This window comes from Williamsia sp. CHRR-6, from assembly GCF_018474015.1.
Classification (GTDB): domain Bacteria; phylum Actinomycetota; class Actinomycetes; order Mycobacteriales; family Mycobacteriaceae; genus Williamsia_A.
Genome location: NZ_JAHCSG010000001.1, coordinates 651,317 through 664,762, shown reverse-complemented (window position 1 = coordinate 664,762; position 13,446 = coordinate 651,317). Strand labels below are relative to the sequence as shown.

At 65.2% G+C, this 13,446-nt stretch carries 20 protein-coding genes and 1 pseudogene; 15 read left to right on the top strand and 6 right to left on the bottom strand.

Annotated features, from left to right (window positions below; translation table 11 throughout):
- Window positions 1–11: 11 nt before the first annotated feature.
- Window positions 12–1,586, bottom strand: coding sequence for an NCS1 family nucleobase:cation symporter-1 (locus KIK15_RS03175; RefSeq protein WP_214243236.1), 1,575 nt, complete (start codon window positions 1,584–1,586; stop codon window positions 12–14).
- Window positions 1,587–1,747: 161 nt separating this feature from the next.
- Window positions 1,748–2,458 (bottom strand): GntR family transcriptional regulator, encoded by a 711-nt coding sequence (locus tag KIK15_RS03170; protein ID WP_214242664.1) that lies wholly within the window; start codon window positions 2,456–2,458, stop codon window positions 1,748–1,750.
- A 119-nt stretch (window positions 2,459–2,577) separates the two neighbouring features.
- On the opposite strand from KIK15_RS03170, the gene KIK15_RS03165 reads away from it, so the two are divergent.
- A complete protein-coding gene (locus KIK15_RS03165; RefSeq protein ID WP_214242663.1) occupies window positions 2,578–3,093 on the top strand; it encodes an SUKH-4 family immunity protein in 516 nt (171 codons plus the stop codon).
- A 22-nt stretch (window positions 3,094–3,115) separates the two neighbouring features.
- Here the strand turns inward: KIK15_RS03165 and KIK15_RS03160 are convergent, their stop codons facing one another.
- Window positions 3,116–3,622, bottom strand: coding sequence for a hotdog fold domain-containing protein (locus tag KIK15_RS03160; RefSeq protein ID WP_214242662.1), 507 nt, complete (start codon window positions 3,620–3,622; stop codon window positions 3,116–3,118).
- 487 nt (window positions 3,623–4,109) lie between these two features.
- On the opposite strand from KIK15_RS03160, the gene rpsJ reads away from it, so the two are divergent.
- The 11 genes from rpsJ to rpsQ are packed head-to-tail and all read left to right on the top strand — an operon-like array spanning window position 4,110 to window position 9,536.
- Window positions 4,110–4,415: a 30S ribosomal protein S10 gene (rpsJ, locus tag KIK15_RS03155; RefSeq protein ID WP_003938093.1), complete on the top strand. Its 306-nt coding sequence runs from the start codon at window positions 4,110–4,112 to the stop codon at window positions 4,413–4,415.
- Between the two features lie 34 nt (window positions 4,416–4,449).
- Window positions 4,450–5,106: a 50S ribosomal protein L3 gene (rplC, locus tag KIK15_RS03150; protein ID WP_214242661.1), complete on the top strand. Its 657-nt coding sequence runs from the start codon at window positions 4,450–4,452 to the stop codon at window positions 5,104–5,106.
- A complete protein-coding gene (gene rplD, locus KIK15_RS03145; protein WP_214242660.1) occupies window positions 5,103–5,792 on the top strand; it encodes a 50S ribosomal protein L4 in 690 nt (229 codons plus the stop codon). Before rplC ends, rplD begins: the two co-directional genes overlap by 4 nt.
- A gap of 2 nt (window positions 5,793–5,794) precedes the next feature.
- A complete protein-coding gene (gene rplW / locus KIK15_RS03140) occupies window positions 5,795–6,100 on the top strand; it encodes a 50S ribosomal protein L23 (RefSeq protein WP_214242659.1) in 306 nt (101 codons plus the stop codon).
- 46 nt (window positions 6,101–6,146) lie between these two features.
- Window positions 6,147–6,983 (top strand): 50S ribosomal protein L2, encoded by an 837-nt coding sequence (gene rplB / locus KIK15_RS03135; protein WP_214242658.1) that lies wholly within the window; start codon window positions 6,147–6,149, stop codon window positions 6,981–6,983.
- A gap of 19 nt (window positions 6,984–7,002) precedes the next feature.
- Window positions 7,003–7,284: a 30S ribosomal protein S19 gene (rpsS, locus tag KIK15_RS03130; protein WP_026917259.1), complete on the top strand. Its 282-nt coding sequence runs from the start codon at window positions 7,003–7,005 to the stop codon at window positions 7,282–7,284.
- Window positions 7,281–7,742 (top strand): 50S ribosomal protein L22, encoded by a 462-nt coding sequence (rplV, locus tag KIK15_RS03125; RefSeq protein WP_214242657.1) that lies wholly within the window; start codon window positions 7,281–7,283, stop codon window positions 7,740–7,742. The genes rpsS and rplV overlap by 4 nt, the downstream gene beginning before the upstream one ends.
- Window positions 7,742–8,572, top strand: a complete 831-nt coding sequence (gene rpsC, locus KIK15_RS03120; protein ID WP_214242656.1) for a 30S ribosomal protein S3 — start codon at window positions 7,742–7,744, stop codon at window positions 8,570–8,572. The genes rplV and rpsC overlap by 1 nt, the downstream gene beginning before the upstream one ends.
- Before the next feature lie 3 nt (window positions 8,573–8,575).
- The gene (rplP, locus tag KIK15_RS03115) at window positions 8,576–8,992 is read left to right on the top strand and encodes a 50S ribosomal protein L16 (protein ID WP_214242655.1); all 417 of its coding nucleotides are present in this window, start codon (window positions 8,576–8,578) and stop codon (window positions 8,990–8,992) included.
- Window positions 8,992–9,225 carry a 50S ribosomal protein L29 gene (rpmC, locus tag KIK15_RS03110; RefSeq protein WP_250323912.1) on the top strand — a complete coding sequence of 78 codons (234 nt, stop codon included), beginning with the start codon at window positions 8,992–8,994 and terminating at the stop codon, window positions 9,223–9,225. Before rplP ends, rpmC begins: the two co-directional genes overlap by 1 nt.
- Complete coding sequence (rpsQ, locus tag KIK15_RS03105) at window positions 9,222–9,536, top strand: 30S ribosomal protein S17 (RefSeq protein WP_214242654.1); 315 nt, start codon at window positions 9,222–9,224, stop codon at window positions 9,534–9,536. The genes rpmC and rpsQ overlap by 4 nt, the downstream gene beginning before the upstream one ends.
- A gap of 71 nt (window positions 9,537–9,607) precedes the next feature.
- Here rpsQ and KIK15_RS03100 read toward each other — a convergent pair whose 3' ends face one another.
- Window positions 9,608–10,198 (bottom strand): DUF4190 domain-containing protein, encoded by a 591-nt coding sequence (locus KIK15_RS03100; RefSeq protein WP_214242653.1) that lies wholly within the window; start codon window positions 10,196–10,198, stop codon window positions 9,608–9,610.
- Window positions 10,199–10,625: 427 nt separating this feature from the next.
- Here KIK15_RS03100 and KIK15_RS18690 point away from each other — a divergent pair.
- Both KIK15_RS18690 and KIK15_RS18235 read left to right on the top strand, forming a co-directional pair.
- Window positions 10,626–10,919 (top strand): annotated as a pseudogene (locus tag KIK15_RS18690) (L-arabinose isomerase); the annotation flags it as partial.
- Window positions 10,920–10,984: 65 nt separating this feature from the next.
- Entirely contained in the window at window positions 10,985–11,368 is a 384-nt protein-coding gene (locus KIK15_RS18235; protein ID WP_307851711.1) for a hypothetical protein, read from the top strand.
- A gap of 97 nt (window positions 11,369–11,465) precedes the next feature.
- Here the strand turns inward: KIK15_RS18235 and KIK15_RS03090 are convergent, their stop codons facing one another.
- Complete coding sequence (locus tag KIK15_RS03090) at window positions 11,466–11,813, bottom strand: hypothetical protein (protein ID WP_214242652.1); 348 nt, start codon at window positions 11,811–11,813, stop codon at window positions 11,466–11,468.
- A gap of 820 nt (window positions 11,814–12,633) precedes the next feature.
- Here KIK15_RS03090 and KIK15_RS03085 point away from each other — a divergent pair.
- On the top strand, window positions 12,634–12,771 hold the full coding sequence (locus KIK15_RS03085) for a hypothetical protein (RefSeq protein WP_214242651.1): 138 nt from the start codon (window positions 12,634–12,636) through the stop codon (window positions 12,769–12,771).
- A 69-nt stretch (window positions 12,772–12,840) separates the two neighbouring features.
- Here the strand turns inward: KIK15_RS03085 and KIK15_RS03080 are convergent, their stop codons facing one another.
- Complete coding sequence (locus KIK15_RS03080) at window positions 12,841–13,212, bottom strand: hypothetical protein (protein WP_214242650.1); 372 nt, start codon at window positions 13,210–13,212, stop codon at window positions 12,841–12,843.
- Window positions 13,213–13,446: the final 234 nt, after the last annotated feature.

Sequence of the window (13,446 nt, the reverse complement as noted above, 5' to 3'; positions counted from 1 at the left end):
CAGTGGTGTCCTCACCGCGTGGCGGATTCGTCGGCTGTGCTGCGTCCGAGGTTTGCCGGGGCGGGCGGGTTGTCGTGGATCAGCGACTGCGGCACGTAACGCATACCCAGCCAGTAGAGGACGAACCCGAGTCCGGCGCCGATGAACCAGGTGTAGCTGCTCATGTAGGTGGTGCCGCCCACCACGACGGCCACCCCGACCGCACCGGCCACCACGGTGGCCACCACGGCGACCGGGTTCACCCCGCTGCGGAACCAGTACCGCGAGGTCGGGGACATGCTGAACAGGTCGTCGACGACGATCTCCTTGCGCTTCACCAGGTAGAAGTCGGCGATCAGCACCCCGAACAGTGGACCGATGACCGCGCCGAGGGTGTCGAGTGTGTAGTGGATCGCCGAGGGGTTGTTGAACAGGTTCCACGGGGTGATCAGCACCGAACCGATGGCGGCGATCATGCCGCCCATGCGCCAGGAGATCTTGGTGGGCGCCACGTTGGAGAAGTCGAATGCGGGCGAGACGAAGTTGGCCACGATGTTGATGCCGATGGTGGCAATGGCGAAGGTGAGCACGCCGAGCACCGCAGCGGTGGTGTTGTCGATCTTGTCGACGATGTGCACCGGGTCGGTGATGATGTTGCCGTTTTCGTCGCGCCCGATGACGGTGGCCCCGGCTGAGACCGTGCACACCACCAGCAGCGAGAAGAACAGGAAGTTCACCGGCAGGCCCAGGAAGTTGCCCTTCTTGACCTCCTCGTAGGACTTGCCGTACCGGGAGAAGTCACCGAAGTTGAGCATCGGACCAGAGAAGTAGGAGACCACCAGCGCGACCGCACCGATTGATGCCGAGACCGCTGCCCACCCGGACTTGTCGGGACCGGAGGACAGGTTGAGGCTGACGTTGCTCCAACCTGCTTTGAAGATCAGGTAGCCGGCCAGCGCGATCATGACCACGTACACCGCGGGACCGCAGAAGTCGATGAACTTGCGGATGGTCTCCATGCCGTTCCAGAAGACGATGGCCTGCAGGATCCACATCAGGATGAACCCGGCCCAACCCAGCGCCGACAGGCCGAGGAAACCGTAGTCGCCGACGCTGTCGTACTTTGCCAGCGAGGGGAAGAACTTGATGGCCAGCAGTCCGAAAGCGACTGAGGCCAAATAGGTTTGGATGCCGTACCAGGCCACAGCGATCAGGCCGCGCAGGATCGCGGGCAGGTTTGCCCCGCGCACACCGAAAGCGATCCGGGTGGTCACCGGGTAGGGCACACCGGCCTGTTGGGAGGGCCGGGCCACCAGATTGCACAGGACGTTGACGAACACGATGCCGACAAGCAGGGCGATCAACACCTGCCAGGCCGTGATGCCCAGGGCGAACAGGCTCCCGGCGAAAACGTAGCCGCCCACGCTGTGGATGTCGGACATCCAGAACGCGAAGATGTTGTACCAGGTCCAGGTCTGCTTTTTGAGCGGGGCAAGGTCCTCGTTGGTCAGCCGTTGGTCGTAGCTGAGCTTGATGACACTCTCGCCCGCCGCGCTGGCTCGGGTGGGCTCCGCGATGTCGCTGGGCGCCGCACCCGATTTCAACATGTCGGTCATGGGTTCTCCTGTGAGGTGGTCGGTTCCGGTGCACGTGCGGTGTCCGTGATGTCCGACGTGTGGGGGTGAACAGGAGATTAGGAGCGGGTTATTACTCGCGCGTTTCGGTGAACATATATTTTCCCGCCAGCTCGCCGCTGGGTCCTGACCGCTCACGTCTCGGGGTGGGCCACCCCCAGTTTGGTCACCGAGTCGACGATGATCGACTCGAGGTGGGCATGGTGGGACTTGGCCACCGCGATCAAGGTCTGCGCGTCCCGCCCGGTCATCGCCGTCAGTAGTTGCTCATGGTCGATGTGCAACTGCGCCACCATCTCCGGGGTGGCCACCCGCATCAGCTGAAAGGGCTCGGTCACGTTCCAGGTGGATTCGACCATGTGCAGCAACCGCTGCATACCGCACGGGGCGATGAGAGCTCGATGGAACACCCGGGACTGTTGGTGATATGCGCGGGCATCGCTGAACTCCGAAGCGCGCAGCAGGGATTCGTGGGCGGCGCGCGCGGCTTCGATGTCGGCCGGCCCGGCGGTCTCGGCGGCTCGGGCCAGAGCGGCCTGCTCGAGAACGCCACGTACGAAGTAGATCTCACGCAACTCGTCGGCGGTCAGCTGGGCCACGAAATAGCCACCGTTGGTCTGGTGGCCGACAAGTCCTTCGCCCACAAGCCTTTTCAAGGCCTCGCGCACCGGGATGGGGCTCACCTTGAACTTGTCGGCGATGGTGGCCACCGGTAGCGGTGACCCCGGAGGTGCCCCACCGTCGAGGATCACCTGGCGCAGTCCGTCGACCACGGTCGGCGGGGTGCCGCTGGTGATCTCGGTCAGTGCGGCCATCAGGCGATCACTGCGTCGTGACGACACCATGGCGCAGTCCTTCCCACCAGCCGACACCTGATGATGACAGCTCATGCCGCGAACTGCAGGGCTCGGCGATAACCTCGCCTCGATCAATGACCACCATGCGAACAAGGGGAGTGTGCACCGTGTTTTTCGATCTGTACGAAGACGGCCGCGTGCCGATCGATGCGGCCGCGCTCGCCGGCCTCGCACTGCCCACCGACCTCGGTGCCTGGCTGAGCGATCCAGGTCTGCCAAAGCTGGACGGGCAGCTGCTGGGCATCACCTTCGTCACGCCGCGACCGGTCACCATCTCATGGGATGGTCGAGACGAGGTCGCAGTGCTCGACGTGGGAGAGGAGAAGTGGGCCGAAGAGCTGCGCCTGGGCGTGATCCTCGAGACCGGGGAGTTCATCGGCTACGGCCCCGCACCCGACGACAATGCGCGGATCAACGCCAGCCTGCCTGCGTTCGTCGCGTCGCTCGCCGCGTACGCCGGAGTCCAGGAGTCCTTGGCCGAGGGCGCCACGGCGTCCGAGATCGACCGCGAGCCGGTGGTCGCGAAGCTGCGCGCCGACCTGCTGGCCATCGACTCGACCGGCCAAGGCGAGGAGAGTTACTGGGACAACGTGCTCTTCGAGCTCGAGGAAGGACTGATCTAGCCGTCGGTCCCGCCAGGCCGATCTACTTCGGGGTGACCCAGCAGATGATGTCGCAGTGCACCACCTCGATGCCGCGGGTGTCGGTGATGGTGATGGGCACGACGATCTCGGCACCCTCGCCCACCGTAGCGGCGGTGATCACCTCGTCGAGGTGGGCCACCGCGGTCAGCCGGGTGGCCGCCTTGGCCAGGTAGTGCGAGGACATGGCTTTGGGAATCCAACGCAGATCGGCCGGCACGGTGGCCTCCATCAGCATCCCCATTGCCGTCTCGGCCAGGTTGCACGCGGCGATCGCGTGAAAGGTGCCCAGATGGTTGTGCACCCCGAACCAGTTCGGTGCCACCACCTCGCAGTGACCGGGCTCCATCCGGCGGACGTAGGGGAGGATGGTCCCGAAGTAGGGCACCTTGGCCACCATGCCGAGGGAGAAGATGGCCGCGCCCAGCGCGTTCTGCGGGAGGCGGCGCCGAAACGCATAGGTGGATCCGACGCTCACCGAGCCCCGGTCGATGTCTGCTGACCTGGTCATGGGGGACCACGCTAGTACGGTGACCAGCAATTTGGCGCGACCGCAGATCTGTTGCATACTGTTCGGGTTGCCCAGAGAGGCGTCGTAGTGTGCTCATGCGCCCACCGACGGCTGATCGAGGCGAGATCGAACCGGCGGGACAAGCGGTCACCGAACTGTCCCGAGCCCCGGCCACACGATCACCCGCACGACCGTCCTACTCGCCCGCGAGGGTGATGGGGACCGCCAGAGTCGAGAGTTTCGGCAGCGCACAGGTTTGTCCTCGGCGCCCGACACGCCCGACCTCGGGTGCCGGAGCCACCAGCTCCGATACCGCACGACCGGTTCGATTCCCCGCGAGGGGGCGGGCCACATGAACAACGTCAGATGAACAGCGTCGATCACGGCCTCGGGTGAGGCACGCGCATGCAGCCATGCGCGGTGGTCCATCTGTGCCCCGCACCGCGGGACGTCTGACGAACTTGATACCGACGGAAGAGGACACAGCGTGGCGGGACAAAAGATCCGCATCAGGCTCAAGGCCTATGACCATGAGGCGATCGACGCTTCGGCGCGCAAGATCGTGGAGACCGTGACCCGGACCGGGGCGCGCGTGGTCGGCCCGGTGCCGCTGCCCACCGAGAAGAACGTGTACTGCGTGATTCGTTCACCGCACAAGTACAAGGACTCGCGCGAGCACTTCGAGATGCGTACGCACAAGCGGCTCATCGACATCCTCGACCCGACGCCGAAGACCGTTGACGCCCTGATGCGCATCGATCTGCCGGCCAGCGTCGACGTCAACATCCAGTAGACGAGCCTTCAGCGCGAATAGGGACACAGCAGACATGACTCAGAAGAACGTGAAGGGAATCCTGGGCACCAAGCTCGGGATGACCCAGGTCTTCGACGAGAACAACCGGGTCGTCCCGGTGACCGTCGTCAAGGCCGGACCCAACGTGGTCACCCAGATCCGAACCCCCGAGACCGACGGCTACACCGCCGTGCAGCTCGCCTACGGCGCCATCGATCCCCGCAAGGTGACCAAGCCGGTCGCCGGGCAGTTCGAGAAGGCTGGGGTCACCCCCCGCCGTCACATCGCCGAGATCCGCCTGCTCGACGCCTCCGACTACACCGTGGGCCAGGAGCTGACCGCCGAGATCTTCGCCGACGGCGCGACCGTCGACGTCACCGGCATCTCCAAGGGCAAAGGCTTCGCCGGCGTCATGAAGCGCCACGGCTTCGCCGGTCTCGGCGCCAGCCACGGTGCGCACCGCGTGCACCGCGCACCCGGCTCGATCGGTGGCTGCGCCACCCCGGGTCGCGTGTTCAAGGGGATGCGCATGGCCGGCCGGATGGGCAACGAGCGCGTCACCACCCAGAACCTGACCGTGCACAAGGTGGATGCCGACAACGGCCTGCTGCTGATCAAGGGAGCCATCCCGGGTCGCAAGGGCGGCGTCGTCATCATCCGCGACGCTGTGAAAGGCGGTGTGACCGCATGAGTGTCAAGACCACGAAGGACGCCGTCACCAACCTGACGCTCGACGTCAAGACCGCTGCGGGCACGACCGCAGGCACCGTTGATCTCCCCGCCGAGATCTTCGACGCCCCGGCCAACATCGCCCTCATGCACCAGGTCGTCATCGCGCAGCAGGCCGCCGCCCGTCAGGGCACCCACTCGGCCAAGACCCGCGCCGAGGTGTCCGGTGGTGGCGCAAAGCCGTACCGCCAGAAGGGAACCGGTCGCGCCCGTCAGGGTTCTACCCGCGCTCCGCAGTTCACCGGTGGTGGCGTGGTGCACGGTCCCAAGCCGCGTGACTACAGCCAGCGCACCCCCAAGAAGATGAAGGCCGCCGCCCTGCGTGGGGCCCTGTCGGATCGGGCGCGCAACGCACGCATCCACGTGATCGACGAGCTGGTGGCCGGGCAGACCCCGTCGACCAAGTCGGCACGCACCTTCCTGGAGTCGATCTCCGATCGCCGCAAGTTCCTCGTGGTGATCCCCCGCGAGGACGTCACCGCATGGAAGAGCGTGGCCAACCTGCCCCACGTCCTGCCGATCACGCCTGATCAGCTCAACACCTACGACGTGCTGGACTCCGACGAACTGGTGTTCAGCCTCGAGGCCCTCACCGCGTTCATCGCGCGGGCCACGGGCGCGTCGGACTCAGCCGAGAAGGAGGCCTGAGCATGACCATCCAGGCAGATCCGCGCGACATCATCCTCGCGCCGGTGATCTCGGAGAAGTCCTACGGACTGATCGAGGACAACGTCTACACGTTCATCGTCCACCCGGACTCGAACAAGACGCAGATCAAGATCGCGATCGAGAAGATCTTCGACGTCAAGGTCGTCAGCGTGAACACCGCCAACCGACAGGGCAAGCGCAAGCGGACCAAGTTCGGTTACGGCAAGCGCAAGGACACCAAGCGCGCGATCGTGACGCTGACCGCTGACAGCAAGCCCATCGAGATCTTCGGAGGACCGGTCGGCTGACGCCGCACCGGAACTCCCTTCGAGGAAGTAGAGGACAAGAAGACTCATGGCCATTCGTAAGTACAAGCCGACGACACCGGGCCGCCGTGGCTCCAGTGGCGCCGACTTCGCCGAGGTCACCCGTGACCACCCGGAGAAGTCGCTGGTGCGCCCGCTGCACGGCCGCGGTGGACGCAACGCCCACGGTCGCATCACCACCCGTCACAAGGGCGGCGGCCACAAGCGCGCCTACCGGTTGATCGATTTCCGTCGTCACGACAAGGACGGCGTCAACGCCAAGGTCGCTCACATCGAGTACGACCCCAACCGCACCGCACGCATCGCGCTGCTGCACTACCTCGACGGCGAGAAGCGCTACATCATCGCGCCCAAGGGCCTCGGTCAGGGCGATGTCGTGGAGTCGGGCGCCAACGCCGACATCAAGCCGGGCAACAACCTGCCGTTGCGCAACATCCCCACCGGTACCCAGGTGCACGCGGTGGAGTTGCGTCCCGGTGGTGGGGCCAAGATGGCGCGCAGCGCTGGCGCCTCGATCCAGTTGTTGGGCAAGGAAGGCGCCTACGCCACCCTGCGTATGCCCTCAGGCGAGATCCGTCGTGTCGACGTGCGCTGCCGCGCCACCGTCGGCGAGGTGGGCAACGCTGAACAGAGCAACATCAACTGGGGCAAGGCCGGCCGTATGCGCTGGAAGGGCAAGCGGCCCACCGTCCGTGGTGTCGTGATGAACCCGGTCGACCACCCGCACGGTGGTGGTGAGGGCAAGACCTCCGGTGGTCGCCACCCGGTCAGCCCGTGGGGTAAGCCCGAGGGCCGCACCCGCAAGAACAAGGCCAGCGACAAGCTGATCGTCCGCCGCCGCCGCACCGGCAAGAACAAGCGATAGCCCAGGAGGGAGTTAGCAGATGCCACGCAGTCTCAAGAAGGGCCCGTTCGTCGACGACCACCTCCTGAAAAAGGTGGACGTGCAGAACGAGAAGGGCACCAAGCAGGTCATCAAGACCTGGTCGCGCCGTTCGACCATCATCCCCGACTTCATCGGCCACACCTTCGCCGTCCACGACGGGCGCAAGCACGTGCCGGTGTTCGTCTCGGAGTCGATGGTGGGACACAAGCTCGGCGAGTTCGCGCCGACGCGCACGTTCAAGGGCCACATCAAGGACGACCGGAAGGCGAAGAGGCGATGAGCGCAGCCAAGACCGAGGCGGCCGCCCAGAACCCGACGGCCAAGGCCACCGCGAAGTTCGTTCGCGTCACCCCGATGAAGGCGCGTCGCGTCATCGATCTGGTGCGCGGCAAGAGCGTCGACGAAGCCCTCGACATCCTGCTGTTCGCCCCGCAGGCGGCCAGCGAACCCGTCGCCAAGGTGGTCGCCAGTGCGGCGGCCAACGCGGAGAACAACCTCGGCCTCGACCGGCGCACGCTGGTCGTCACCCAGGCGTTCGCCGACGAGGGTCCGACCATGAAGCGCTTCCGTCCGCGTGCCCAGGGGCGTGCGTTCCGGATCCGCAAGCGCACCAGCCACATCACCGTCGTGGTGGAGAGCGTCAGCTCGGCGGCCCCGGCCGCCCGCAGCCGCGCCAAGACCCCCAAAAAGGCTGAGGCTCAAAAGGCCACCGCGAAGACCAGCAAGGGAGCTCAGTAGTGGGCCAGAAGATCAACCCGCACGGCTTCCGTCTGGGTATCACCACCGACTGGAAGTCGCGGTGGTACGCCGACAAGCAGTACGCGGACTACGTGAAAGAGGATGTTGCCATCCGCAAGCTCCTGGCCACTGGCCTCGAGCGGGCCGGCATCGCCAAGGTGGAGATCGAGCGCACGCGTGATCGTGTCCGCGTCGACATCCACACCGCCCGTCCGGGCATCGTCATCGGTCGCCGTGGCGCCGAGGCCGACCGGATTCGTGGCGACCTGGAGAAGCTGACCGGCAAGCAGGTGCAGCTCAACATCCTCGAGGTCAAGAACGCCGAGTCCGAGGCGCAGCTGGTGGCACAGGGTGTTGCCGAGCAGCTGTCCAACCGTGTCGCGTTCCGTCGCGCCATGCGCAAGGCCATCCAGTCGGCCATGCGTCAGCCCAACGTCAAGGGCATCCGAGTCCAGTGCTCGGGTCGCCTCGGCGGTGCCGAGATGAGCCGTAGCGAGTTCTACCGCGAGGGCCGCGTGCCCCTGCACACGCTGCGCGCTGATATCGACTACGGGTTGTACGAGGCCAAGACCACCTTCGGCCGTATCGGCGTGAAGGTCTGGATCTACAAGGGTGACATCGTCGGTGGTAAGCGTGAGCTGACCGCCGCCGCGGCCCCCGCCGGCGACCGTCCCCGCCGTGAGCGTCCGCAGCGTCCGCGTCGTAGCGGCGCCTCGGGCACCACCGCCACCAGCACCGAGGCGGGTCGTGCCGCCGCGGACACCGCAGCTACCGAGGCCCCCGTGGCCGTCGACGTGGCCGCGGCTCCCACCCAGAATCAGGAGGGCTGACCCATGCTGATCCCTCGCCGGGTCAAGCACCGCAAGCAGCACCACCCCAGCCTCAAGGGGCAGGCCAGTGGCGGCACCAAGGTGACGTTCGGTGATTACGGCATCCAGGCTCTGGAGAGTGCCTACATCACCAACCGTCAGATCGAGTCCGCGCGTATCGCCATCAACCGGCACATCAAGCGTGGCGGCAAGGTGTGGATCAACATCTTCCCCGACCGTCCGCTGACCAAGAAGCCTGCCGAGACCCGCATGGGTTCGGGTAAGGGTTCGCCGGAGTGGTGGGTGGCGCCGGTCAAGCCGGGTCGCGTGCTGTTCGAGATGAGCTACCCCGATGAGCACACCGCTCGCGAGGCCCTGCGCCGCGCACAGCACAAGCTGCCCATCAAGACTCGCATCGTGACACGAGAGGAGAAGTTCTGATGGCTATCGGAATCGCCGCAGCCGAGCTGCGTGAGCTCACCGACGAAGCCCTCCTCGAGCGTCTGAAGGAGTCGAAGGAAGAGCTGTTCAACCTGCGTTTCCAGATGGCGACCGGACAGCTCGACAACAACCGCCGCCTGCGGCTGGTCCGGCGCGAGATCGCACGTGTCTACACGGTGCTGCGGGAGCGCGAGCTGGGTCTGGCTGCTGGACCGGACGGTGACAACGCATGAGTGGAGACAAGGTGACCGACACCAAGAAGGGTCCGGCCAAGACCCCGCCGACCGAGAAGCCGCGTGGCAGCCGCAAGGTGCGTGTCGGCTACGTGGTCAGCGACAAGATGCAGAAGACGATCGTGGTCGAGCTCGAGGACCGCGTGAAGCACCCGCTGTACGGCAAGATCATCCGCACCACGTCCAAGGTGAAGGCGCATGACGAGCAGGAGATCGCCGGCATCGGCGACCGCGTGCGACTCATGGAGACCCGCCCGCTGAGCGCCACCAAGCGCTGGCGTCTGGTCGAGGTGCTCGAGAAGGCCAAGTAAGCCTTTCGCCGACAACGACAACGACCCGCCACCGATTCCTCGGTGGCGGGTCGTTGTGGCGTTGGGCCAGGTCAGGAGTAGGTGGGTGAGCTCAGACCGAACGCGATGATGAGTCCGATCAGCAGCGCGACCAGGATGAGACACACTGCGCCGCAGATGATTCCGGCCAGCGCCATTCCGGATCCGCGGTAGCGGTTGGGTTCAGCGTTGATCTGGCTGCGGCCGATGAACCCGCACACGATCGCCCCGATCGCCAGCGGCAACCCCAGGTAGCAGGCCAGCATCATCGGGAACGACAGGATGCCCAGGACCAGCGACACCAATGCGAGAGTGTTGTTCGGGGGTGGCCCGAATGCTGCCGGTCCGTATCCGGGCGTACCGAAGGGCTGCGCCTGTCCATAGACAGGCTGCCCGTATTGGGGTGCGCCGTAAGCGGGTTGGGCGTAGCCGGGTTGACCGTAATCGGGTTGGCTGGCGGAGGGTGCGCCGAAGGGTTGCTGGCCGTACGTTGTCTGGTCGTACGGGTTGGACCCGTACCGGTTCTCGACGTACGGATCCTGCGCCGGTGGAGGGTAGGCGGGTGGTGACCCGGGGATCGGCGGGCCGGGCTTGCTGAGGGAGATGTTCGGATCGTTCGATCCCGGCCCTGTCGGTGTGCTCATGGGATCCTTCTACCACAGGGCGACCAGATGGATCGTACGTGTGTGCGGGCGACGCGGCGGGGGCGTTTTTCGACGACGATCAGCCCATGTGATCGGTCGAGTTCCTGCCGATGGCATCGGCGGCCGCGATGTTGATGCTAACAATCGGTGCTGTTGGCATCGGTTCCGTCATGACCGACAGAATCTGAGACCTGTATCGGTTTTTCGCCGGACGCGTGCCCTGTGCTGCGCTACGTCGGCACTCACGATCCCGCCGACTTCACGGCGCTGAATGACCGCTATCAGAGCGTCTACGGTCAGCGGGTCGCCGCTGGCGGACAGGAAGGCTGACATGGCCGGCAGTGTGGCCCCGACGGCGTTCGCCGAGAGGGAGATCTGATTCATCACTGCAAGCCAGGGACTTTACGGTCCCGAGATCCTCGATCAGGTGGCCGATCAATCACGTTGTCTGGTCGGCAAACTCGATGCTGCATCCGAAGTGCCGGTGCGGGTGCGGTGGATGCCGGTGGTCACCGTCGCCGACGCCATCTCCATCGTGCTGTCCTAGGCCGACACCACCACCCAGTGCGTGGGCGTGGTGGCGTGGATGCACACCTTCTCGTCGGCCAAGATGTGGATCCGTGGTCTGAACCTGCTGCGAAAGCCGTTGCTGCACCTGCACACCCAGGTGGGAGCGCAGATCCCCTGGGACAGCATCGACATGGACGTCATGAACCTCAACCAGGCCGCGCACGGTGATCGCGAGTTCGGCTACATCCAGACCCGGCTGTCGGTGCCACGGCCACGGTGGCCGGTCGCCTCGACGATCCGCGGACCGCGACCGCCGTGGGTTCCTGGGTACGGGCGGCAGTCGGCGCCGATGATCCGAACCGGTTGGTGGCCAACCGGATCCGGGTGGTCGGCCCGAACGCGCCGATCCCCGAGTTGCCGGTGGCGTGTGCGGTATGGGAGCCCGAGCCGTCGTGGTCGACCTCGACCGAGGCCTGGCTGATGGCCGGCGGGCCGCATCACACGGTGCTCAGCACCGCGGTCGACGCCCGCACGCTCGATCACTTCGCCACCATGACCCGCACCGAGCTGCTCGACATCGACGGGGACACCACGACGAAATCGTTTGCCCGGGAATTGAAGTGGAACGCTGTCTACCATCACATCGCGGCCGGTCTATGAGCCGGCGCGATGTGACGCAGAAGCATGGTGATGCGCTCCGCTCGGCGCGAGCCTTCGCTGCGTCTCGCGCCGAGCCCTGTCCATCAGGTGTGGACGATCAGACAAAGTACCCGAAGCGGTAGTCACTGACCCCCAGCGCCCGGTTCAGGAAGTGGCAGCTTGCGTTGGCGTCGCCCTGTGCGATGTGGATGTTGTCCACCCGGCCACGGAAGGTTGCCGGTCCGTACTTCGAGTACCCGTCCCAGATGTCCGATCGCAGTTCCACGTTGCTGAGCACGTAGGCACCGGTGGGCAGATGCTCGCGCTGTCCCGTATAGGTGTAGCGCTCGACGTTGTTGCCTTGCTTCTGGAAGCAGAGAAGTCGGAAACTCGGTGCAGCGCTTGCGGTTCCTGCTTGCGCGGTCACCGCTGCACCGATGGCGGCCGCGACGGCAAGCGTAGTCACTGCTGAGATGGATCGTGAAAACATAAAAGGCCCTTTACTTTACGGTTCTGGAAGGCGTCTGCCTCCGGGGCAACTGTCGCACTCGGTAAGCAGTGGCACAACCCCGATTTGGGCACAAAGAGGCTTTTGCGAGGCATCGCGACCCGACCGACGCAGCTGATACCTGTTGTTCACCTAGCCCCGTCGGTTCCGTGATCTGCGGCCCCGAGGCCTGGGCCGTGTGGCGCAGAATGTCGGAATCCGACACCTGCTCCGCGACCTGCGAGGCTGCGCTTCGCAGCTCGACGTCGAGCCACGACTCGAGGACGCGACACATCCGGCACAGCTCGGAGGCGACAGAACTGGCCACACCCTGCTCTACAGCATGCCGTCGGACAGGCGCACCGTGATGCCGACGGCGCGCCTGATGAGACGTCGTCGATGCAGGACGACGCGAACAACCGCACCCAGTTGGGCGGTCTCGGGGTGCGCGGGGTGAAGGAGGCTCCAGCGCGGTGTCGACATCGCCCTCCCGCTAGGTGCACTTCGCAGGAGGTGGGGGGCCGAGAGTGTCTGCGCCTGGCTGGGTACACCACGTATTTCGGAACAGTCTGCGGCCAAGCCGATCTAGTTGAGTTGCGGGTGAATACTACTGTCCTGTAGTCGAATTAGCGATTTGGAATCGAGCATCTAATCACCCATGTGGGCCGGGCGTGCGTGGCTCGAGGGCCCGAGCTGTCGTGATTGATTTCGGCCGAGGCTTACTGCTGGACGGCGGTCGGCACTCCCGCCGTATGCTGCATCATGTTCGGGCGCAGGCGCTTTCGTCTCGGTGGCCCACATGACCGGTACCGATCCGCTTGTCATCGAAGCGCACAGCCTGATCCGATCCGTTGCGCACGAAATGAATTGGCAAGCGATCGACCTGTCGTTCGCGCCTGGTCCACAGGCCGCGCGATGGGGCGCAGCCAATCGGTGATGCGCCCCGCTCGGCGCGAGCGGGATCAATCATCCTCGCGCCGAGCCCTATTCATCAGATGGTGAACGATCAGACCCAGTAGCCGTAGCGGTAGTCGCTGACCCGCAGTGCCTGGTTCAGGTAGTAGCACGACGCGTTGGCGTCGCCCTGGGCGATGTGGAGACTGGCGACATGACCGCGGAAGGTCGACGGGCCGTAGTTCGAGTTCCCATCCCAGATGTCCGAACGGAGATCGGCTCCGTTGACCTGGAGTGCGCCGCCGGCGAGACGGTCAAGCTGTCCGGTGTAGGTGTAGCGCTCGACGTTGTTTCCTTGCTTCTGAAAGCAGAGAAGGGTGAAACCCTCTGCAGCAGAGGCGGTTCCGGCTTGCGCGGACACCGTTCCACCGATGACGGCTGCGATGGCGAGGGTGGAAGCTGCTGCGATGGATCGTGAAAACATTTGGGAGCCTTTGCTTTACGGGATGAGAGGCGATTGCCTTCACGAGAGACTCTCGCACTCCGGAAGCACTCACACAAGCTCAATTAGGTACAAATCCGACATTCGACGACTTCGCCGCCCGACCGACGCAGCGAACGCCTGCCGTTCATCTCGCCGCGATGATTCTGTGACCTGGTTCACCTGGAACCGGCCTCGACCGCGTCGACAGTGGATGTCCGGATCGAACACCTCTTG